Annotated in this window: 22 protein-coding genes; 10 read left to right on the forward strand and 12 right to left on the reverse strand. The window is 69.4% G+C overall.

The genetic code is table 11. The features are described from left to right. Window positions 1-4 precede the first annotated feature (4 nt). Window positions 5-727 carry a gamma-glutamylcyclotransferase gene (locus MKK49_RS22465; protein ID WP_244032326.1) on the reverse strand — a complete coding sequence of 241 codons (723 nt, stop codon included), beginning with the start codon at window positions 725-727 and terminating at the stop codon, window positions 5-7. Between the two features lie 57 nt (window positions 728-784). Continuing rightward, window positions 785-1174, reverse strand: coding sequence for a hypothetical protein (locus tag MKK49_RS22470; protein ID WP_244032130.1), 390 nt, complete (start codon window positions 1172-1174; stop codon window positions 785-787). 132 nt (window positions 1175-1306) lie between these two features. Here MKK49_RS22470 and recO point away from each other — a divergent pair, with 132 nt between their 5' ends. After that, on the forward strand, window positions 1307-2047 hold the full coding sequence (gene recO / locus MKK49_RS22475; RefSeq protein ID WP_244032131.1) for a DNA repair protein RecO: 741 nt from the start codon (window positions 1307-1309) through the stop codon (window positions 2045-2047). Between the two features lie 53 nt (window positions 2048-2100). After that, complete coding sequence (gene parC / locus MKK49_RS22480) at window positions 2101-4350, forward strand: DNA topoisomerase IV subunit A (protein WP_244032132.1); 2250 nt, start codon at window positions 2101-2103, stop codon at window positions 4348-4350. An 87-nt stretch (window positions 4351-4437) separates the two neighbouring features. Here the strand turns inward: parC and infA are convergent, their stop codons facing one another. Beyond that, the gene (gene infA, locus MKK49_RS22485; protein WP_055879197.1) at window positions 4438-4710 is read right to left on the reverse strand and encodes a translation initiation factor IF-1; all 273 of its coding nucleotides are present in this window, start codon (window positions 4708-4710) and stop codon (window positions 4438-4440) included. A gap of 265 nt (window positions 4711-4975) precedes the next feature. After that, window positions 4976-6097 carry a branched-chain amino acid ABC transporter substrate-binding protein gene (locus MKK49_RS22490; protein ID WP_244032133.1) on the reverse strand — a complete coding sequence of 374 codons (1122 nt, stop codon included), beginning with the start codon at window positions 6095-6097 and terminating at the stop codon, window positions 4976-4978. Window positions 6098-6282: 185 nt separating this feature from the next. Here MKK49_RS22490 and MKK49_RS22495 point away from each other — a divergent pair, with 185 nt between their 5' ends. From MKK49_RS22495 to MKK49_RS22510, 4 genes are read left to right on the forward strand one after another with little or no spacing between them, the layout of a single operon-like run. Beyond that, window positions 6283-6606: an XdhC family protein gene (locus tag MKK49_RS22495; RefSeq protein ID WP_244032135.1), complete on the forward strand. Its 324-nt coding sequence runs from the start codon at window positions 6283-6285 to the stop codon at window positions 6604-6606. 10 nt (window positions 6607-6616) lie between these two features. Continuing rightward, window positions 6617-7318, forward strand: a complete 702-nt coding sequence (locus tag MKK49_RS22500; protein WP_244032137.1) for an XdhC family protein — start codon at window positions 6617-6619, stop codon at window positions 7316-7318. Then, the gene (locus tag MKK49_RS22505) at window positions 7315-8340 is read left to right on the forward strand and encodes a molybdopterin-binding protein (RefSeq protein WP_244032139.1); all 1026 of its coding nucleotides are present in this window, start codon (window positions 7315-7317) and stop codon (window positions 8338-8340) included. The genes MKK49_RS22500 and MKK49_RS22505 overlap by 4 nt, the downstream gene beginning before the upstream one ends. Next, window positions 8330-8911, forward strand: coding sequence for an NTP transferase domain-containing protein (locus tag MKK49_RS22510; protein WP_244032141.1), 582 nt, complete (start codon window positions 8330-8332; stop codon window positions 8909-8911). The genes MKK49_RS22505 and MKK49_RS22510 overlap by 11 nt, the downstream gene beginning before the upstream one ends. Window positions 8912-8915: 4 nt before the next feature. Here MKK49_RS22510 and MKK49_RS22515 read toward each other — a convergent pair whose 3' ends face one another. Both MKK49_RS22515 and MKK49_RS22520 read right to left on the reverse strand, forming a co-directional pair. After that, a complete protein-coding gene (locus MKK49_RS22515; protein WP_244032143.1) occupies window positions 8916-9083 on the reverse strand; it encodes a DUF2256 domain-containing protein in 168 nt (55 codons plus the stop codon). Between the two features lie 102 nt (window positions 9084-9185). Continuing rightward, a complete protein-coding gene (locus MKK49_RS22520; RefSeq protein ID WP_244032145.1) occupies window positions 9186-10052 on the reverse strand; it encodes a methionyl-tRNA formyltransferase in 867 nt (288 codons plus the stop codon). A gap of 116 nt (window positions 10053-10168) precedes the next feature. Here MKK49_RS22520 and MKK49_RS22525 point away from each other — a divergent pair, with 116 nt between their 5' ends. Then, window positions 10169-10903, forward strand: a complete 735-nt coding sequence (locus MKK49_RS22525; RefSeq protein WP_244032147.1) for an SDR family NAD(P)-dependent oxidoreductase — start codon at window positions 10169-10171, stop codon at window positions 10901-10903. Window positions 10904-10912: 9 nt separating this feature from the next. Here the strand turns inward: MKK49_RS22525 and bcsS are convergent, their stop codons facing one another. Beyond that, entirely contained in the window at window positions 10913-11584 is a 672-nt protein-coding gene (bcsS, locus tag MKK49_RS22530; protein WP_244032149.1) for a cellulose biosynthesis protein BcsS, read from the reverse strand. Between the two features lie 355 nt (window positions 11585-11939). Here bcsS and MKK49_RS22535 point away from each other — a divergent pair, with 355 nt between their 5' ends. Then, complete coding sequence (locus MKK49_RS22535) at window positions 11940-12542, forward strand: exopolysaccharide biosynthesis protein (RefSeq protein WP_244032151.1); 603 nt, start codon at window positions 11940-11942, stop codon at window positions 12540-12542. Window positions 12543-12573: 31 nt separating this feature from the next. Here the strand turns inward: MKK49_RS22535 and MKK49_RS22540 are convergent, their stop codons facing one another. The 3 genes from MKK49_RS22540 to MKK49_RS24575 are packed head-to-tail and all read right to left on the reverse strand — an operon-like array spanning window position 12574 to window position 14410. Continuing rightward, the gene (locus tag MKK49_RS22540) at window positions 12574-13398 is read right to left on the reverse strand and encodes a metal ABC transporter permease (protein WP_244032327.1); all 825 of its coding nucleotides are present in this window, start codon (window positions 13396-13398) and stop codon (window positions 12574-12576) included. Window positions 13399-13448: 50 nt separating this feature from the next. Then, entirely contained in the window at window positions 13449-14291 is an 843-nt protein-coding gene (locus tag MKK49_RS22545) for a metal ABC transporter ATP-binding protein (RefSeq protein WP_244032153.1), read from the reverse strand. Beyond that, entirely contained in the window at window positions 14288-14410 is a 123-nt protein-coding gene (locus MKK49_RS24575) for a hypothetical protein (RefSeq protein WP_279595732.1), read from the reverse strand. The genes MKK49_RS22545 and MKK49_RS24575 overlap by 4 nt, the downstream gene beginning before the upstream one ends. A gap of 172 nt (window positions 14411-14582) precedes the next feature. Between MKK49_RS24575 and MKK49_RS22550 the strand changes: the two genes are divergently transcribed. Continuing rightward, complete coding sequence (locus tag MKK49_RS22550; protein ID WP_244032155.1) at window positions 14583-15083, forward strand: Fur family transcriptional regulator; 501 nt, start codon at window positions 14583-14585, stop codon at window positions 15081-15083. A 43-nt stretch (window positions 15084-15126) separates the two neighbouring features. Here the strand turns inward: MKK49_RS22550 and MKK49_RS22555 are convergent, their stop codons facing one another. Continuing rightward, window positions 15127-16632, reverse strand: a complete 1506-nt coding sequence (locus MKK49_RS22555; RefSeq protein WP_244032157.1) for a sugar transferase — start codon at window positions 16630-16632, stop codon at window positions 15127-15129. Between the two features lie 490 nt (window positions 16633-17122). Between MKK49_RS22555 and MKK49_RS22560 the strand changes: the two genes are divergently transcribed. After that, complete coding sequence (locus tag MKK49_RS22560; protein WP_244032159.1) at window positions 17123-18316, forward strand: MFS transporter; 1194 nt, start codon at window positions 17123-17125, stop codon at window positions 18314-18316. A gap of 71 nt (window positions 18317-18387) precedes the next feature. Here MKK49_RS22560 and MKK49_RS22565 read toward each other — a convergent pair whose 3' ends face one another. Continuing rightward, entirely contained in the window at window positions 18388-18720 is a 333-nt protein-coding gene (locus MKK49_RS22565; protein ID WP_244032161.1) for an antibiotic biosynthesis monooxygenase family protein, read from the reverse strand. Between the last annotated feature and the right edge of the window lie 319 nt (window positions 18721-19039).

A 19039-nucleotide genomic window follows, 5' to 3' on the forward strand; every position in this document is an offset into this window, starting at 1 on the left:
CCCCCTATCTGAGACGAACCCGGCCCGCTGGCGCCTGATCGGTTTCCACCATGGCGCCGAGCCGCTCGGCCACGAGCGCCTGCAAGTTCCAAAGGTGCGCGTCCAGAATCCCCTCGCGCGCGCAGGCCTCGGCGGTCCGAAAGAGGTACTCGGCGCTGGGCCCCAAATGACCGGCGCCCGTGGCGATGCGGTCGGCGATCTCCGCTTCCGTGAGGCGGCCGGTGTAGCGGTCGCTGGCGCGGTTAACAACGAAGGTGAGGGCCGTGACCGGGCCGTCGGTGGTCTCGACCACCACCCAGCGGGACTCGTAGCCGTTGCCGCGCATCTCCCGACGCCAGACCGGCAGCAGGGTCACGTGCGGGTCGTCGCCGGGAAGCCGGAAGGCAACGCCCCGGCACAGGCCGCCGCGGTCGAGCGCCAGGACGAGGCCGGGCCGTCCGGGACTGCCGCGAAACCGCCGCTGCAGCAGGCAGAACCGGCGGTGATACCCCCGCACCGTCCCCGTCCGCCGCTCGGTGAAGGCGAATTCCGGCTGCCAGATCAGGGAGCCGTAGCCGAACACCCACAAGCCTCCATCGGCGCGCGGACGCCGGGTGAGCGCCCGGGTGAGGCCGGGGCCAAGTTCGTCGTCGGTGAGGAGGGCGAGCGCCGTCGGATCGTCGCGGACGGAGTCGGGATGGGCGCGGGCGATGAGGTCGAGGCTCAGGCTGAGGGACCGTTTGGGCAAGGGGCGTCTAGGCATGCCCGCATGGTTTCATCGGCCCGGCATCCGGGCAAGGGGGCATCAGGCCGGGTTTCCGAGGGTCTCCAGTTCCGGAAACGGTTCCGTGCGGTGGCCGGTGCAGATCTCCTCGTCGTCCGAGAGCACGCTGAGCACGCCGCCGGTATCGCGGATCACGGTCTTCGCCCGCTCACCCTTACCGAAGGTCCGGCCCTTCATCCGGGTCGAGACGCAGTAGAGGGTGCGCCCGCCATCCTCGAACGGTCCTGAGATGCGGCTGTGCTCGAACCGCACGGGGATCACCGAGACGGAGCCGAAATCCACCTGCGCCAGGGCGAGGGCGGCGACGCGGGTGCGGAGCGTCGCGCCGGGGGAGGGGGCCGGGGCGCGGGACGTACAGGCCGGGAGCGCGCAGGCCAAACCCAGGAGCAGGAGCCGAGCCGGACCACCCATCGCCATCTCCGTGTGCCTCCGCTTCCCCCCATAAGCTTAAGCTTATTCCCGCCCTGCGGGAAAGCGTTCGTTGGTGCAATCTTTGCGGCCGTCGTACTTTTCCTTCCCGCCGGCATCGGCCTATGGAAGGGGATGCAATGGACCGACGACGGTCTCGTGCTCGGCCTGCGCCGACAGGGCGAGACGAGCGTGGTGCTCGAACTGATGACCGCCGCCCACGGGCGCCATCTCGGCCTCGTCCATGGCGGGCGCTCGCGCCGGATGCAGCCCGTGCTCCAGCCCGGCAACCGGGTGCAGGCCACTTGGCGTGCGCGCCTCGACGACAGCCTCGGTGCCTTCGCCGTCGAGCCCCTCGAATCCGTGGCCGCACGACTCATGGGCTCGGGGCTCGCCCTTCACGGCATCTCGCATCTGGCGAGCCTCCTGCGCCTGCTGCCGGAGCGCGATCCCCATCCCGAACTCTACGCGGCCGCCCGCATCCTCATCGACCACCTGCACGATCCCGACATCGCCCCGCCCCTCATGGTGCGGTTCGAACTTGCGATCCTGGCGGAGCTCGGCTTCGGCCTCGACCTCTCGGCCTGCGCGGCGACGGGCGGCAACGACGCCCTGATCTACGTCTCGCCCCGCTCCGGCCGGGCGGTCAGCGCGTCCGCCGGCGAGCCGTATCGCGACAAGCTCCTGGCGCTTCCTGACTTCCTGCGCGAGCGGGCGCCGAACGACCCCGTGCCGATGACGCCCGAGGGCCGCGACGTTACCGCGGGGTTTACCTTGACGGGGTATTTCCTCGATCAGCACATCTGGGGCCCGCGTGCGCTGCCACCCCCGGACGCGCGGGTGCGCTTCGTTGCCTTGGGCACCGGAAGCGCCTAAGTTGCGTTCTTGATTTGTTCTGAAATGGGGCGCGGGCGCCCCCGGAGATCGTGATGGGCCAGCCCTTCGAGCCGCCGTCTGGCTCCGACGGCATCGAGAGCGTCGAGCTGAAATCCGCGTTGGAGGACCGCTACCTCGCCTATGCCCTCTCGACGATTATGCACCGGGCGCTGCCCGATGCCCGCGACGGGCTGAAACCCGTCCACCGGCGCATCCTGTTCGCCATGCGGCTGCTGAAGCTCGACCCGACGTCGGCGTTCAAGAAATGCGCTCGCATCGTCGGCGACGTCATCGGCAAGTATCATCCGCACGGCGACACGGCGGCCTACGACGCCCTGGTGCGCATGGCCCAGGATTTCGCCCAGCGCTATCCGCTCGTCGACGGCCAGGGCAATTTCGGCAACATCGACGGTGATAACGCCGCCGCCCAGCGCTACACCGAGGCCCGGATGACGGAGGTCGCGCGCCTCCTCATGGAGGGCCTCGACGACGATTCCGTTGATTTCCGCCCGAACTACGACGGGCAGGAAGAGGAGCCGGTGGTGCTCCCGGCGGCCTTCCCGAACCTGCTCGCCAACGGCTCCCAAGGCATCGCGGTGGGCATGGCGACCTCGATTCCGCCGCACAACGCCGCCGAACTCTGCGACGCGGCGCTCTACCTCATCACCCACCCCGACGCGACCTCGGCCCAGCTCCTCACCTTCGTGAAGGGGCCGGATTTCCCGACCGGCGGCATCCTCATCGACAGCGCCGAATCCATCACCGAGGCCTACCGCACGGGTCGTGGCGGATTCCGCGTGCGTGCCCGCTGGGCCAAGGAGGATCTCGGCCGCGGCACCTGGACCATCGTCGTCACGGAGATTCCCTACGGCGTGCAGAAGGCGCGCCTCATCGAGAAGCTCGCCGAACTCCTGCAGGAGCGGAAACTTCCGCTGCTGGCCGACGTGCGCGACGAATCGGCCGAGGATGTGCGCATCGTCCTGGAGCCGCGCGCCCGCAACGTCGATCCGGTCATCCTGATGGAATCGCTGTTCCGGCTCACCGAACTCGAAGCCCGCATCTCCCTCAATATGAACGTGCTGGTGGGCGGCCTCGTGCCCCGGGTCATCGGCCTCGCCGAAGCCCTGCGCGAATGGCTCGACCACCGCCGGGTCGTGCTCCAGCGCCGGGCGCGCCACCGCCTCGGGCAGATCGACCGGCGCCTCGAGATCCTCGGCGGCCTGCTCATCGTCTACCTCGACCTCGACGAGGTCATCCGCATCATCCGTGAGGAGGACGAGCCGAAACCCGCCCTGATGAAGCGGTTCGAGCTCACGGAGGTCCAGGCCAACGCCATCCTCGACACCCGCCTGCGCTCCTTGCGCAAGCTCGAGGAGATGGAGCTCAAGCGCGAACTCGATACGCTCACGAAGGAGAAGCTCGGCATCGAGGAACTCCTCGGCTCCGACAAGCTGCAATGGGCCGACATCACCAAGCAGATCCGCGCGGTGAAGAAGACCTTCGGCCCCGAGACCAAGATCGGCGCGCGGCGCACCACCCTGGAGAACCCGCCCGACACCGCCGGCATCGATTTCACCTCCGCCATGGTCGAGCGCGAGCCGATTACCGTCATCGTCTCGGCCAAGGGCTGGATCCGGGCGCTCAAGGGACACGTCGCCGACCTCTCGGGCGTCGCCTTCAGGGGGGACGACAGTCTCAAGATCGCCTTCCCGAGCGAGACCACGGCCAAGCTCCTCGTGCTCGCCTCCAACGGCAAGGTGTTCACCCTGGAGGCGGCCAAGCTCCCCGGCGGCCGCGGCTTCGGCGATCCGATCCGCCTCATGGTCGATTTCGACGACGGCACCGAGATTGTCGCGGCCTTGCCCTACCAGCCCGGCGCCAAGCTCCTGGTCGCGGCCTCCGACGGGCGCGGCTTCCTGGCACCGGCCGACGCGCTGGTCGCCAACACCCGTAAGGGCAAGGGCATCATGGGCCTCGATGACCCGGCCACCGCGACCCTGCTGGTGCCGGCGGCCGGCGACCACGTCGCTGTCTGCAGTGCCGACCGCCTGCTCCTCGTCTTCCCCATCGCGGAAATGCCCGAACTCGTACGCGGCAAGGGCGTGCGCCTGCAGCGCTGCCGCCAGACCACCCTGACGGATGCCTGCGTCTTCACCCTCGCCGAGGGCTTGCCCTGGCGCGAGACCGGCGGCGAGGTGCGGCTGGCCAATGCCGGTATTCTGGAGAAGTGGCTGGGCCACCGCTCCGACGCCGGCGCCCTGATGACACGGAGTTTTCCGAAGTTCGAGCGGTTCGGGAAGTAGGGCAAACAGAAACGGCAATGCCCGCCGAAGCGGGCATTGCCGTTTATCAATCGTCGCAAACCTGAGAGGTGCGTCGCGCCGAAGCCTTCAGCGGCGGCGGAACTGGCCGCGGATCGGCGGACGCGGACCGGCGGAGCGTTCGTCCTTGTGGCGGAACACCAAGCGACCCTTCTCGAGGTCGTAGGGCGACATCTCGACGGTGACGCGGTCGCCGGCCAAAGTCTTGATGCGGTTCTTCTTCATCTTGCCGGCCGTGTAGGCCACGATCTCGTGCCCCTGGTCGAGCTGCACGCGGTAGCGTGCGTCCGGCAGGATCTCGATCACGAGACCGTCGAACTGCATCAACTCTTCTTTCGCCATCCACACTCTCCAAGCGGGACAGCCTGAACGGGGCGACCCGGAACATAAAACGAAGCCGTTCGGCAAAACGCGGCGGGCGGCGGGTCCGATCCCATCGGATGCGCAACACCGGCGAGCGTTGCCCCGACATAATGTTCGGATCGGCGCGAAGCAAGCTTTTCCCGCCCACCGCCGATTTTCATCGACAGGATATCGGCCGCTGGCTTCCCTGGGCCCAGGTTTCCGTGGGGCTCACTCGGGGCTCATTTCGGCGAAACCCCAGATCTCACGGCTCCACGGCGTTGCCTGCGTAGTCGACCCGGCCGTCCGGCGTCCGCCGCCAGACTTGGAGGAGGTAGGCCGGCCGGCGCGGGTCTGCCGTGAGGTCGCCGCGCGCATCGAACGCGAGGGCGCCCAGCACGGTCTTCATGGGCGTGCCGCCGTGGAGGAAGGCCGCCACCGCCCGGCCCTCGGTCGATTGCGCCCCCAGAATGCCGGCGCGCAGCACCTCCACGGCGGCGTAGCTCTGGGCTGCGAAGGCCTCGGCCTCCGGGGAGCGCGGCTTGGCCGGCACCGGCTTCGCCTCGGGCAGGCGGGGGGCGGGGGCAAGGGTCATCACCGTGCCGTCGGCGGCGGACACTTGCGAAAACTCCTTGTCGAGAAGGCCGTCGCTGCCGACGAGGGGCGCGTCGAGCCCCGCTTCGCGCAGGGCCCGCAGGAGCAGCCCCGCCTCCGCAGCGAGGCCGCCGAAATACACCACCTCCACCCGCGCGCGTTTCAGGCGGGCGGCGAGGCCGGCCAGGTCCTTGTCGCCCCGCGCCAGAGCCTCGAAGGCCGCTTCGGTCTGGCCCGCCGCCTTCAGGACGCGTGCGACCCCATCGACGAGGCCGCGGCCGAAGGTGGTCTTGTCGTGGACGAGGCCGATGCGCCGGTTGGCGAAACGCTCTGTAAGGTAGGTGCCCGCCAGGACGCTCTGTCCGGCTTCGTTGGCGCAGGTGCGAAACACGGTCCCGAACCCACGCGCCGTCAGGGGTGCCCAGGTCACCCCGGGCGTCACCGCGACGATGCCGGCTTCCGCATAGGCGGGCATCACCGCTCCGGCCACGGCCGCATTGAGGGGGCCGACCACGAAGCCGACCCGCTCGGTCGCGAACCGGCGCGCCACCGCCAGCCCCTGCTTCGGATCGCCGGCATCGTCGGCCACCACCAGGGCGAGGCGCTGCCCGTTGACGCCGCCCGCCCGGTTGATGTCGGCCACGGCCTGCTCGGCCGCCCCACGCATGCCCTGGCCGAAGGCGGCGTCCGGCCCGGTCAGGGGCGCCGACACGCCGATCCTGATGGGGGTGAGCACCGGCTCGGCCTGGGCGCCGCCGGTGAGGAGGGCGAGGATTGCCGCGAATCGTCTCATCGAGCCCGCCTTCGCACCGAACTTTAGAAAATCGACGTCAGGATAGGCTGGCGCTCTCCGTGCGGAAAGTCACGTCCTGGCGTGCGGGGCGCGCTGGTCGCATTGTTGCGTGTCCGGGGGAGCCTAACTGCCATCCTTCGTGTTGCGAGGAGACGGGGCGATCGTTCCCGTTCCGGAGTCACCCCATGCTCTCCACCGAGACCGACATTCTCAGCACGGCCGAGGCTTGGCGCCGCGCCGGGCGCGGCGTGGCGCTGGCCACGGTGATCGAGACCTGGGGCTCGGCCCCCCGGCCCATCGGCAGCCACCTCGTGGTCGATGCCGAGGGCAACTTCCTCGGTTCGGTCTCGGGGGGCTGCGTTGAGGGCGCGGTCATCACCGAGGGCATGGAGGCCATCGCCGACGGACGGGCGCGCGTCGTCGAGTTCGGGGTCGCCGACGAGACCGCCTGGCGGGTCGGCCTGTCCTGCGGCGGTCGCATCCGCGTCTATGTCGAGCCCGTGACCTGAGGCCGCCGCCATGCAACTCGATGCCCTGACCGCCCTCAATGCCGAGCGCGCCGCCCGGCGGGCCGTCATCCTGGTGACGAACCTCGATGGCAGCGCCCAGCGCGTGGTGCGCGAGGCCGAGATCGCCGCCGATCCCCTCGCGGATCTCCTCGGCCAGCGCCTCGCCTCGGGTAAGAGTGGTCTGGCCGAGGTCGACGGCCGCCAGCTCTTCCTCACGGTACAGGCGCCGCCCGTGCGCCTCGTGATCGTCGGGGCCGTCCATATCAGCCAGGCGCTCTGTCCCATGGCGTTTGCCCTGGATCTCGACGTCGCGGTCATCGATCCACGCACGGCCTTCGCCACGCCGGAGCGCTTTCCTGGCATCGACCTCGTCACCCTGTGGCCCGACGAGGCCTTCGGGGGGGCGGTGCCGCCCCTGGACCGCTACTGCGCCGTGGCCGCCCTGACCCACGATCCGAAGATCGACGACCCGGCCCTGATGGCGGCCCTACGGGCGGACTGCTTCTACGTCGGTGCGCTCGGCTCGAGGAAGACCCACGCCGCCCGCGTCGCCCGGCTTGAGGGAGCCGGATTCTCGCAGGACACGATCGGCCGGATCGCAGCGCCCATCGGCCTGGACATCGGCGCCGTGAGTCCGGCCGAAATCGCCGTGTCGATCCTTGGCCAGATCGTCGCGGCCCAGCGCGCGCCCCGCTCCGCGTCCGCCCGATGAGATTCGGCTCCGTCCCGACCCGGGAGGCCGGGGGGCTCATCGCCGCCCATACGGTCCGCGCCCACGACGTGACCCTGCGCAAGGGCCGGCCGATCCCGGCCGAGGACGCCGCGCGCCTCGACGCGGCGGGTCTCGCCGAACTGGTGGCGGTGAGCTTCGAACCGGGCGACGTCGGCGAGGACGCGGCGGCGGAACGGCTCGCCATCCGCCTCGCCGGGTCGGGCCTGCGCCGCGAGCCGCCCTTCACGGGCCGCTGCAACCTGTTCGCCATGGAGGCCGGGCTCCTGCTCATCGACCGGGCCGGCATCGACGCCGTGAACGCCGTCGACGAGGCCATCACAGTGGCAACCCTACCGGCCTATCGCCCGGTGGTGGCCGGTGAGATGGTCGCCACCGTCAAGATCATTCCCTACGCCGTCGCTGGCGCCGCCCTGGAGCGTGCCTGCCGCGCCGCACCGGATACGTCCCTGCGGGTCGCGCCCTACACCCGTGCCCGCGTCGGCGTGGTCTCGACCCGGCTGCCGGGCCTCAAGGAAGCGACCATCGACAAGACCCTGGCGACGCTCGCCCGGCGCCTCGCACCCACGGGGGCGGCGATCGTCGCCGACGCCCGTGTGCCGCACGGGGCTGGAGCCGTAGGTGCGGCGATCCGGACGCTCGCGGGGGAAGGGACCGACCTCGTCGTGGTGTTCGGCGCCTCCGCCATCACCGACCGGCGCGACGTGATTCCGGCCGGCATCGAGGCCGCCGGCGGCCGGATTGATCACCTCGGCATGCCCGTCGATCCCGGCAACCTCCTCCTCGTCGGGTCCCTCGGCGACGTGCCGGTGATCGGGGCCCCCGGCTGCGCCCGCTCCCCGAAGGAGAACGGATTCGACTGGGTGCTGCACCGGCTGCTCGCGGGCCTCGCCGTCACCCGCGCCGACATCGTCGGACTTGGTGTCGGCGGTCTCCTCATGGAGATCGTCTCGCGGCCCCAGCCCCGCTCAGGCGGTACCCCGGCGGACGACGATGACGGTTGACTACGGCCTCGTTCTTCTGGCCGCCGGGCGCGGCACCCGCTTCGGGGCGAGCCCGAAGCTCCTGAGCGTCCTCGACGGCGAACCCCTGGTGCGCCACGCGGCGCGGGCCGCGCTGGCCTCGCGCCTCGGCCCAGTGGTGGTCGTGCTCGGCGCCCATGGGCTAGCCGTGCGCGCCGCCCTCGAGGGGCTCGACCTCACCTGCATCGACAATCCGGCCTATGAAGAGGGCCTGTCCACGTCCCTTCAGGCTGGCCTCGCCGCCCTGCCGCAGGCGGACGCGATCCTCGTTCTGCTCGCCGACATGCCGCGCATCGCGGCCCATCACATCATCACCCTGGCGGAGGCTTTTCGCGGGGGCGATCCGGCGGCGATCGTGCCCGTCCATGCCGGCCAGCGCGGCAATCCGGTGCTGCTCAACCGGCGACGCCTCGCGGCCGATCTCGCGACCCTGACCGGCGATCAGGGGGCGGGTCGCCTCCTCGCGCGGCGCACCGACATCCGGGAACTCGCCATGGACGCGGCCGTGATTCAGGATGTCGACACCCCCGAAGCCCTCGCCGGCCTCGTCTGACCCGTCAGGATTCCGATCCCGGCCGGGAGCGCTTGGCCTCGGCCCGGCAGCGATCGGAGCAGTAGCGCACCTCGTCCCACACCCGCTCCCACTTCTTGCGCCACGCAAACGGCTTCCGGCAGGTCGCGCAGATCTTGGTGGGCAGGTCGGCCTTCTTGCGCATCCGTGCCATCGGGAAGGGTCCTGCGTGGTCCGTGTCCGTTGCAGAGGAGCCGTTGGTCCGGCCCTACGTCGTGATGGTCCGGAGCACGGGGTGGGAAGATACGCCCGCCTGTTACCGGCCGAGATGGCCGACCTCCGTCATCGCTACCGGGCTCCACCGGCTCAGCTGGATGTAGCCGTCGCGGGCCGCGACGACGACGTGTCGGCGGTAGCGGTGGACCACCGTGCCGGGGGTGTGGCGGTGGGGTTCGCGCCAGCCCTCCGCCGCCGCCACGTAGACGCGGTTGTCGCCGAGCCGCGCGATGGTCTCGATGGTCCCGAACGCGCGCACCCGCCGCAGGATCGCCGCCACATCGCTTCGAAAGTCGAGGGTGCGGTCGGCGTCGGTAACCCGGGGCCAGTACGAGCCCTCGCCCTGGGGTTCGGCCTCGCGCCAGCGGGCCGGCAGGTCGCGGGCGATGGGGCCGGCGGCGAGGCGGCGTGCCGCGATCTGGCACTTGGAGAGCAGACTCTCATGGGTCTCGTCCCCCGACAGGGCGAAGCGCTCCTGCGCGAGGATGTCGCCCGTATCGAAACCTTCCTCGCCGAGCACGTGGGCGGTGACGCCCCATTCCGTGTGGGCATCAGCCACAGCCTTGAACAAGGGATAGGGGCCGCGTCCCATGGGCAGGGGGGAGGGGTGAAAATTGATGCCATAGGCCGCCAGCCCGTGCCAGCCCCGGATCAGCCAAGGATAGCCCGCCACCACCAGGGCCCAGTCACGGCCATGGGTTTGGGCCACGGCCTCCATGTCGGACGCCTTGATCCGCGAGAGCTGCATCGGCAACCGGTGTCGGCGTGCCTGGGCCACCACGACCTCGTTGTGGTCGTAGATCCCGTCACAGGGACGGGTGAACAGCTTGATGGGGGTCCAACCCGCCTCGACGAGGCTTTCGAACACGCCCCCGAGGAAATCGATGCCGGCAAAGGCGAACTTCATGGGCCTGTCTCGCTCGGGGGGCTGCGACGCCACGGATGGGGCGATCCGGGTGGAGGGCGCTCCACGTTGCCCCCGCGCGCCTTACCTAATCCTTCGCGAACGGAATGGGAGCAGGCATGAAGCGGGTCATCCTCTACGGCGGTACGGGCGGCATCGGCCGGGCGACGGCGGACGCCCTTCGCCGGCGCGGCTACCCCCTGCATCTAGTGGCCCGCGATACCGGCCGACTCGCGGCGGCGGCGTTGGAACTCGGGGACACCACCGTCACCGCCGGTGACGTCAACGACCCGGCTTTCTTCGCCCGGGCGACGGAGGAAGCCGGCCCTGACCTCGCAGGCCTCGTCTACGCGGTCGGCACCATCAATCTGCGGCCCCTGGCCAAGCTGACGGCGCAGGATGCCGAGACGGATTTCCGCATCAACGCACTCGGTGCGTTCCTCGCCATCCAGGCGGCCGCCCCCATCCTCAAGGCCGGTGCCGGCGAGGCTGGGGCGGGTGTCGTGCTGTTCTCGACGGTGGCGGTGGCGCAGGGGTTCCCCGCGCACGCCTCCGTCGCCATGGCCAAGGGCGCGGTGGAGGGACTCGCCCTGTCGCTCGCCGCCGAACTGAGCCCGCAGATCCGCGTCAACGTGGTGGCGCCGTCGCTCACCCGCACGCCGCTCTCGGCCGCGATCACGGCGAGCGCCACCCTCGCTTCGGGGATCGCCGCGATGCACGCGATGCAGCGCCTCGGCACCCCCGAAGATATCGCCGGTCTGGCAAGCTTCCTCGTCTCGGAGGAGGCGGCCTGGATCACCGGTCAGGTCATCGGTGTCGATGGCGGCCGGTCCGCCCTGCGCACCAAGGGTTGAAGCGCGACCTCACCAGGGCGTCCATACGGTGAGGCTCACGTAGGGGCTTGCCGGCCCCTGCGGCTCGCATTGGAGGCCGGCCGAGGCCCGCAGGCTGAAGCGCCCGATGGCGAAATCCGTCGCATGAATGCCGAAATTCCATTTCCGGTAGCCGGTGTGATCGGCATAGAGGGCAAACTCAGGGCCGAGATAAGGATTCCAGCCCGGCCACGACTCCATCCGCCAGCCCCACGAAAGCCGGCCCCAGGCTGCGGTCCGGGATGAATCGAGAATCGCCGTGGCGGTGAGGAGCGTCGCCTCGCTTGGGCGTGCCCAAACCTCGCCGTGCAACCGCGCCCCGAGGCGGGCCGGCTCCAGGCGGGTCACGCCACCCGCCGTCAGGGCCTCGACCGAACCCTCGATCCCGCCGTAGGCGGCGATCACCCCCCAATCGTGAAACCATTGATAGCCGACGACCGCTGCACCTGTGGCGGTCTCGCGCCGGCCCGCCCCCTCCCGCCGTGTGCCGGCTCCGAAGCTCGCGAGGGCGACGAAGCCCTCGCGATCGATCCGGTCGAGTGCGAGCTTCGCGCCGGCGCTGACGAAGGTCGAGGGACCGGCCTCGAGGCTGCCGAACAGCAGGAGGGACGCCGAGTTGTCCTGGGCCTGCGCGGCGCCGAGTCCGAAGAGCAGGCGTGCCAATCCGGTGACCACCGCCTGCGCCGCCCACCCGCGCCATCGACCCGTCGTCCGCCTCGGCCTCGTCACATGCCGCAATCCCCACAACGTGTATAGGAAGTATAAATAAAATCAAAAATTGTGCGAGTCTTGAGTTGGATAACCCAGGCTTGTTATCTCGGTTCAATCGAGAACGATCGAAAAAGCACGGAATATTACTTGAAGTCATTTGAAGACCGACTGTTCAACCTATGATCGGTTTTGTGAAGCTATGCGTGCTGACGCACACGCACCGAACCGCTCCCCATCGGTCCGCTTGGCGCGGGTGCCCGACTAGGCTACAGCCCGCGACAGGACCGTCGCCAATGGCCGAGCTTTCTTGTCTCCAGGTGCCCGAACTTCCGAAGTGCTGACCGTCCTCTCCGAACAGGAGAGCGAGCGGCTGACCGTCGGCGATATCGTCGCGGTGCTGAAGGACCGTGCCTTCGCCCTGCTCATCGTCATCCTCGGCCTGCCCAACTGCCTGCCGATGCCGCCGCCGATCCCCCTGGTCTGCGGGTTGCTGCTCCTCCTCGTGGCGGTGCAGATCACGGCCGGCATGTCCTCGCCATGGCTGCCACGCGCGCTTCTGCGTCGCTCGGTGGCCCGCAAGGATGTCGAGCGGGCCGCCAACCGGGCCGTTCCCCTGCTGCGGCGCCTCGAACACTGGTCGCGTCCGCGCATGAGCCTGTTCGAGACCGGCCTCGGCCTGCGCGGCGTCGGCCTGATCCTGCTCACCCTGTCCCTGGCACTCATCGTCGCGGCCCCCATCGTCGGGCAGATTCCCCTCGGCCTCGCCATCTGCCTCGTGGGTCTCGGCCTCGTGGAGCGCGACGGCGTCGTCGTGCTGTTCGGTCTCGCCGTCGGGGCCCTGGGCGTGCTGCTCAACGCCGGCTTCGTCTACGCCCTGGTGTCCGGCATCATGAGCCTGTTCAACCTGTAGAAGGGCGGTCGCGGAAAGGCGCCGCCCGGCGCTATCCTTCGAGGTGGCGCGCCCGGACGAAGCGGCGGATCAGGCCCCCGCGTGGGCCGATGACGAGTGAGATCACGTAGAAGGCCCCGGCGGCCAGCACGATGGCCGGGCCCGTGGGCAGGTCGGCCCGGTACGATACGGTCAGCCCCGCCACACTCGCGCCCATGGCGCACACCACCGAGACCGGGATCATGCCGCCGAGGTCGGCCGCCCAGAACCGTGCGGTGATGGCCGGGAGCAGCATCAGGCCCACCGCCAGGAGGGTACCCAGCGCCTGGAAGCCGCCCACGAGGTTGAGCACCACGAGTCCCAGGAAGGCGTAGTGGACCGGCCCGCCCGCCCGGCTCACCGTGCGCAGGAACAGCGGGTCGACGCATTCCATCACCAGGGGGCGGTAGAGGGCGGCGAGCCCGAACAGAGTGACGGTCGCGATGCCGCCCAGCAGCAGCAGGGCCGGGTCGTCCAGGGCCAGAACGGTGCCGAACAGGATGTGCAGGAGATCGATCTGCGATCCGCGCAGGGAAATGAGCACCACGCCGGCGGCGAGTGAGATGAGATAGAACGCGGCGAGACTCGCATCCTCCTTGATGAGGGTGGAGCGGGTGACGGCCCCGGCCAGGAGCGCCACGGCGAGGCCGGCCGCGAGGCCGCCGAGGGTCATGGCCGGCAGGGACAGGCCCGCCACGAGAAATCCGATGGCCGCCCCCGGCAGGACGGCGTGGCTCATGGCGTCGCTCATCAGGCTCATGCGGCGCAGCATCAGGAACACACCCACGGGCGGAGCCGACAGGGACAGGGCGAGGCAGCCGACGAGGGCGCGTCGCATGAAGCCGAATTCGAGGAATGGGCCGAACAGCCAGTCGATCAGGGTGTCGATCACGGAGCGTCCCGGTGGCCGTGGTCCTGGGCGTGCCCGTGCGTGGTGTGATCGTGGGCAGGCCCGTGAGAATGCGCGTGCGATGGGGCGTGGCCGTCGCCCGCCCGGCCGCAGATCGCCGCGTCCTCGTCCCAGGCCTCCGACAGGGTCTGAGCACGGGCGAGATTGTGCGGAGTCAGGACCCGATCCGTCGGACCCCAGGCCACCGGCTCGCGGGCGAGCAGCAGGGTCTGGGGGAAATGGGCGCGGACCTGGGCGAGGTCGTGCAGGGCGGCGACGATGGTGCGGCCCTGGCCGTGCCACGCGCCGATGAGGCGCAGGAGGTCGGCACTGGTGCGTCCGTCGACGCCGGTGAACGGTTCGTCGAGGAGGATGACGCGGGCATCCTGGACGATGAGGCGGGCGAACAGGGCGCGCTGGAACTGTCCGCCCGACAGGGTGCCGATGGGCCGGTCCTCGAAGCCGACGAGCCCGACGGCGGCGAGGGCCTCGGTCAGCCGATCGCGATAGGGCGCCGCCCGGCGCCACGGACCGATATGGCGCCACAGGCCCATGGCCACGAGATCGAGGACCCGCAGGGGAAAGCCCCGGTCGATCTCCGCCGATTGCGGCAGGTACGCGATGGCGCCGGCGAGGTCCGGACGGGCGATCCAGCCGTCGAGGCACGGCACCTCGCCGATGATCCCCTTCAGGAGCGTCGATTTGCCGGCGCCGTTGGGACCGACGAGGGCCAGCAGCGCGCCGGGCTGGATGGTGCCGTCGAGATGGTGAACCGCCGGGTGACGGTCGTAGCCCAGGGTCAGGCCGTGGAGCGCGATGGCGCCCGTCGCGGGCGCGCTCATCCGATGGCCCACAGGATGGCGCCCCAGAGCAGCGTGGCCAGTCCGGCGGCCACAGCGAAGCGGAGATGCGCCCCCGCCTGGAACAGCGAGCGGCGTGGCGGAAGACTGGGACGGGTCACGGGAAGGGTCAATCGGACCGAACGGGCGCATCGGCTTACGTTGCGCGCTGATACACTGTAACATCATGCGAATTCAACGGGCCGGGGCGACCGGCCCGGAGCACGATGCGGAAAAGGGAAACCAGTTTTCCGAGACCATCATGCTCCAGCGTTTTACAGGGACCGGGAGCCCATGCACGACCACGCGGGCACGCACGCCGAGGCGGGATGTCATGGCCATCACAGGCCAGAGGAGGCCCTGGCGCGGGCCGAGGCCGTGTGTCGGGCGCGCGACCTCCAGTTCACCCGCCTGCGCCGGGATGTCCTCGAGGTGGTGGCGTCGCAGGCGCGACCCCTGGGCGCCTACGACATCGCCGAGCGCCTGAGCGGGCCTGGCAAGCGGGTGGCGGCGGTCTCGGTCTATCGCGCCCTCGACTTCCTCACGGAGAACGGCCTCGTCCACCGCATCGCCAGCCGTAACGCCTTCGTGTCCTGCGGGCATACGCACACGGACGGCGCCGGTCTCGTCTTCCTGATCTGCCGCAATTGCGGCTCCATCGACGAGACCACGTCGCCCGAGATCGAGGATCAGCTCGGACGCACCCTGGCCAAGGCGGGCTTCAAGCCGTCGAGCCGCATCCTCGAGGTCGAGGGCGAGTGCGGCGCCTGCCTCGGCAGACCCGCCGAGGACTGAGACCGAGCGGCACCGACCCCGGCCGGGGACCGATCGCCGCCGCTCAGAACGCGTTGTTGTAGGCGCGCGGCGAGATCACCGTCTGGACCATGATCCTGAGGTCGAGCCAGATCGACCAGTTATCGATGTAGTAGAGGTCGTGGGCGACGCGGCGCTCCATGTCGAGGTCGGTCAGGGTCTCGCCGCGCAGGCCGTTCACCTGCGCCCAGCCGGTGATGCCCGGCATCACGTTGTGGCGGCGGGCGTAGTGGGCGATGCGCCGCTCGAAGCTGCGGTCGTGGGCCAGCGCATGGGGGCGCGGGCCAACCAGCGCCATCTCGCCGCGCAGGACGTTGATGAGCTGGGGCAACTCATCGATGTTGGAGCGGCGCAGCACCGCGCCGATGCGGGTAATGCGCGTATCGTTGCGCGAGGCCTGGCGGAAGACCGCATCACCCTCCGTCTTCATGCTGCGGAACTTGTAGACGCCGAACGGCTGCTGATTGAAGCCGTAGCGCCGCTGGCGGAAGAACACCGGGCCGGGGCTGTCGAACTTGATCAGCACCGCGACGGCGACGAAGAGCGGGGCCAGCATCACGAGCGCGGTGGCCGCCAGGGTGAGGTCGACCGCCCGCTTGAGCAGGATCTCGCCGGCCTGGAGGGGCCGGCGCCCGATGCTGAGACCCGACAGGCGGCCGACGCGGCCGACCTTGATGTCGGGGAAGCGATCCATCACCGAGCCGGGACGCAGGTGCAGGGCGGCGGGGACGCGCAGGAACGCGTCGATGCAGCGCTCGATGTCGTCGGCCTCGGACCACGGTACTAGGATGAAGACATCGTCCGGGCGCAGGAACCGCACCACCGACACGGCGAGATCGAGATCCTCGGCCATCTGGGTGTGCCGGGCGAGGCCGTCGGACCCGCCGTCGATCCGGCGCAGGTAGCTCGTGCCGATGACGCGAAGCCCCAAGGCTTCCGTATCGTTGTGGGCGTAGAACCGGGCGATATCCTCTTCGAACCCGACGAGATGAATGCGGTTGATGGAGGCCGAGCCCGGTGTGATCGCCCGGCGGACCAGCCAGATCATGCTTGCGCGCACGATCAGCATCATCGGCAGGCCGGCGAGAAAGAAGCCGAGGGATACGATGCGCGAGAAATCGTTGGTGGTCTTGGTCACGAAGCCGAGGATCAGCACCACCGCCCAGGCCGAGACCCAGAGGGTCGCCGTGCGCCGCAGGTGCGGTCCGTAGGAAAGGGAGGTCTCGATGCTGTATTCCTCCCGCGCCAGGTTGGTGAGCAGCACCATCATCGCCACGAGACCGGCGATCTGCAGTCCGCCGCTCACGCCACTCGGCGGGAATTCGCCGAGCACGCCGAAGGAATAGATCACGTCCACCGCGTAGGCCGTGCCGACGATGGTCAGCAGATCGGCGGCGGCCACGGCGGTGGAGATTCCGAGGCGGAAGGCGGCGCGACGGCGCCGCGGCAGGAGCGCGGCCCAGACATCGCGGCGAGCCGCGGCGTTGATCGGCACGCCGGGGTAGATCTTATGAATCGGTTCCTGAAACATCTGGAGCGCCATGTCCCGTCGTGGGGCGGAAAGTGTCTCAAATCGAGCCAGTTTGCCGCTCGATCCCAGTTTCATGAGATCAGGGCGCAATCTTCGGACCTTCACACCCGCACCGGGGCGGATCATGCGTGCGACCCTGCTGGATTAACCATCACATCGGCCGGTCGCAATCATCCCGGGACTTATCCACGGGCAAGTCTTATCCACGAGCAAGTCTTGTCCACGGGCAAGTCTTGATCGTATCCGGTGATACCCCGGTCTTTGGATCCGGGCGGACCCATCCGCGCGAAAAGCGCAGCCCGGCAGCTCGAGCCAGACACCTTCGCCGATGCGCCGTCTTCGGCCATGTTCATGACACCGATGGCGCGCAATCGCCCCGCGCAGGAAGACCCGTCGGAACCCGTCCATGTCAGGAACCATCGAACAAGCCGCCCACGATGGGCGGCACGCGCAGCCGGTACGGGATGCCGGTCCCACGACATCTGGTCCCATGAGTTCCGGTCCCGTGACATCGGGGGCCGGGCCGGCCTTCGCGGTGCTTGGGGCGCTCAGCCTGTCGCACCTCCTCAACGATCTCGTGCAGTCCCTGCTGCCGGCGATCTACCCTCTGCTCAAGGCGCAGTTCCGGCTCGATTTCGGCCAGATCGGGCTCATCACCTTCGCGTTTCAGGTCACGGCCTCGGTTCTCCAGCCTGTGGTGGGCCTCTACACGGACCGGAAGCCGTTGCCGTTCTCCCTGGCGCTCGGCATGGGCTCGTCGCTCATCGGCCTCGTTCTCCTGTCGGTGGCCTGGGAATACGGGCTCCTGCTCCTGGCGGCGGGCCTCGTCGGCTTCGGCTCGGCCGTGTTCCATCCGGAGGCGACCCGCGTCGCCCGCCTCGCCTCGGGCGGCCGCTACGGCCTCGCGCAATCCGTGTTCCAGGTCGGCGGCAATGCCGGCACCGCGCTGGGGCCGTTGCTCGCCGCCTTCGTGGTGGTGCCGCACGGGCAGGGGAGCGTCGCCTGGTTCTCCCTCGCGGCTCTCGCCGGCATGGGCGTGCTCACCCTCGTCGGCCGCTGGTACGCCGGACGGCTCCGTTCACCCCTGCGTTCCGCCATCCGTGCTGGCACCCGGGCCGCCGCGTCCCTGTCCCGTCGACGGGTCGGCCTCACCATCGCGATCCTCTTGACGCTGATCTTCTCGAAATACTTCTATCTCGCGAGTTTCTCGTCCTACTACACCTTCTACCTCATCCAGCGCTTCGGCGTGTCTGTGGCGCAGTCGCAGGTCTACCTGTTCGTGTTCCTCGGTGCGGTGGCGGCGGGTACCATCCTGGGCGGCCCCATCGGCGACCGCTTCGGGCGCAAGCCCGTCATCTGGGCCTCGATCCTGGGCGTGCTGCCCTTTACCCTGGCCCTGCCGCACGCCGATCTGGTCTGGACGGTGGTGCTCACCGTGCCCATCGGCCTGATCCTGGCCTCGGCGATGCCGGCGATCCTCGTCTACGCACAGGAGCTCCTGCCGGGCCGGATCGGCCTCGTCGGCGGGCTGTTCTTCGGCTTCGCCTTCGGGATGGGTGGCCTCGGGGCGGCGATCCTCGGCGAGGTGGCCGATCATGCCGGCATCACCACGGTCTACGCCCTGTGCGCCTACCTGCCGCTCATCGGCCTCTCGGCGGTGTTCCTGCCACGCCTGACGCGGTGACTTCGCGTCAGTGCAAGAGGGGACCGGCGCCGGAGGCCCGGCCCCTTCGCGAGTGTCCCCGTCTTCGGGCGTCAGGCCGCCGCGTTCGAAGCGCCGCCCAGGGTCTGGATCGTCTCGAACCCTTCGAATTGCGGATGGCCGAGGTAGAGCGGCTTCGTCGTGGGAACCCGGCCATGCGCCTTGCGGAACTGCTCCGAGCGGGTCCACGCCTCGAAGTCGGTCTTCGACGCCCAGACCGTATGCGAGGCGTACAGAACGTGATCGTCGTGCTCGGGTCCGCGCAGCAGGTGAAACTCGACGAAGCCCGGCATCTCGCCGAGCTGGCTGTCGCGTCCGAGCCAAACCTGCTCGAAATCCACAGCCGAGTCCTTGACGACCTTGAAGCGATTCATGGCGATATACATGATGGAAATCCGGGGTTCTCGAAGGGGTTCGGGTTGCCAGGCATCCTAGCCCAGGCGAGACGACAACCGGAAGCGCCGCTCCATGGCGTTCGCCAACGTGTCGCGGCGTTCCCGATGCCGGTCCGCTGGCGTCGTTCTTCCAAACGGAGCGCTTGCCTTTCGGGCCGGCTTTGTGGTCAAGCTGCGGGCAGAGTGGAGTTCTGACCGAATTCGAGCAATACCGATGTCAGTGCTGAGGCAGAGGATGTGCTGAGCTTCGGATGCAGACTTGCTGGAGCGGCCTTGCCGGAGTGTATCGAAATCAACGCCGGGGCTTCTG

It is taken from the genome of Methylobacterium sp. J-090 (genome assembly GCF_022829345.1).
Classification (GTDB): Bacteria; Pseudomonadota; Alphaproteobacteria; order Rhizobiales; family Beijerinckiaceae; genus Methylobacterium.

Excerpts from the sequence above, each read along its gene's own strand:
- MKK49_RS22495 (WP_244032135.1), top strand. The coding sequence starts at position 6,283 with ATGCTCTCCACCGAGACCGACATTCTCAGCACGGCCGAGGCTTGGCGC.
- MKK49_RS22520 (WP_244032145.1), bottom strand. The coding sequence starts at position 10,052 with ATGAAGTTCGCCTTTGCCGGCATCGATTTCCTCGGGGGCGTGTTCGAA.
- MKK49_RS22565 (WP_244032161.1), bottom strand. The coding sequence starts at position 18,720 with ATGTATATCGCCATGAATCGCTTCAAGGTCGTCAAGGACTCGGCTGTG.
- MKK49_RS22490 (WP_244032133.1), bottom strand. The coding sequence starts at position 6,097 with ATGAGACGATTCGCGGCAATCCTCGCCCTCCTCACCGGCGGCGCCCAG.
- MKK49_RS22510 (WP_244032141.1), top strand. The coding sequence starts at position 8,330 with ATGACGGTTGACTACGGCCTCGTTCTTCTGGCCGCCGGGCGCGGCACC.
- parC (WP_244032132.1), top strand. The coding sequence starts at position 2,101 with ATGGGCCAGCCCTTCGAGCCGCCGTCTGGCTCCGACGGCATCGAGAGC.
- MKK49_RS22540 (WP_244032327.1), bottom strand. The coding sequence starts at position 13,398 with ATGCGACGCGCCCTCGTCGGCTGCCTCGCCCTGTCCCTGTCGGCTCCG.
- MKK49_RS22500 (WP_244032137.1), top strand. The coding sequence starts at position 6,617 with ATGCAACTCGATGCCCTGACCGCCCTCAATGCCGAGCGCGCCGCCCGG.
- MKK49_RS22525 (WP_244032147.1), top strand. The coding sequence starts at position 10,169 with ATGAAGCGGGTCATCCTCTACGGCGGTACGGGCGGCATCGGCCGGGCG.
- MKK49_RS22560 (WP_244032159.1), top strand. The coding sequence starts at position 17,123 with ATGAGTTCCGGTCCCGTGACATCGGGGGCCGGGCCGGCCTTCGCGGTG.
- recO (WP_244032131.1), top strand. The coding sequence starts at position 1,307 with ATGCAATGGACCGACGACGGTCTCGTGCTCGGCCTGCGCCGACAGGGC.
- MKK49_RS22550 (WP_244032155.1), top strand. The coding sequence starts at position 14,583 with ATGCACGACCACGCGGGCACGCACGCCGAGGCGGGATGTCATGGCCAT.
- MKK49_RS22470 (WP_244032130.1), bottom strand. The coding sequence starts at position 1,174 with ATGGGTGGTCCGGCTCGGCTCCTGCTCCTGGGTTTGGCCTGCGCGCTC.
- infA (WP_055879197.1), bottom strand. The coding sequence starts at position 4,710 with ATGGCGAAAGAAGAGTTGATGCAGTTCGACGGTCTCGTGATCGAGATC.
- MKK49_RS22515 (WP_244032143.1), bottom strand. The coding sequence starts at position 9,083 with ATGGCACGGATGCGCAAGAAGGCCGACCTGCCCACCAAGATCTGCGCG.
- MKK49_RS22545 (WP_244032153.1), bottom strand. The coding sequence starts at position 14,291 with ATGAGCGCGCCCGCGACGGGCGCCATCGCGCTCCACGGCCTGACCCTG.
- MKK49_RS22505 (WP_244032139.1), top strand. The coding sequence starts at position 7,315 with ATGAGATTCGGCTCCGTCCCGACCCGGGAGGCCGGGGGGCTCATCGCC.
- MKK49_RS22555 (WP_244032157.1), bottom strand. The coding sequence starts at position 16,632 with ATGTTTCAGGAACCGATTCATAAGATCTACCCCGGCGTGCCGATCAAC.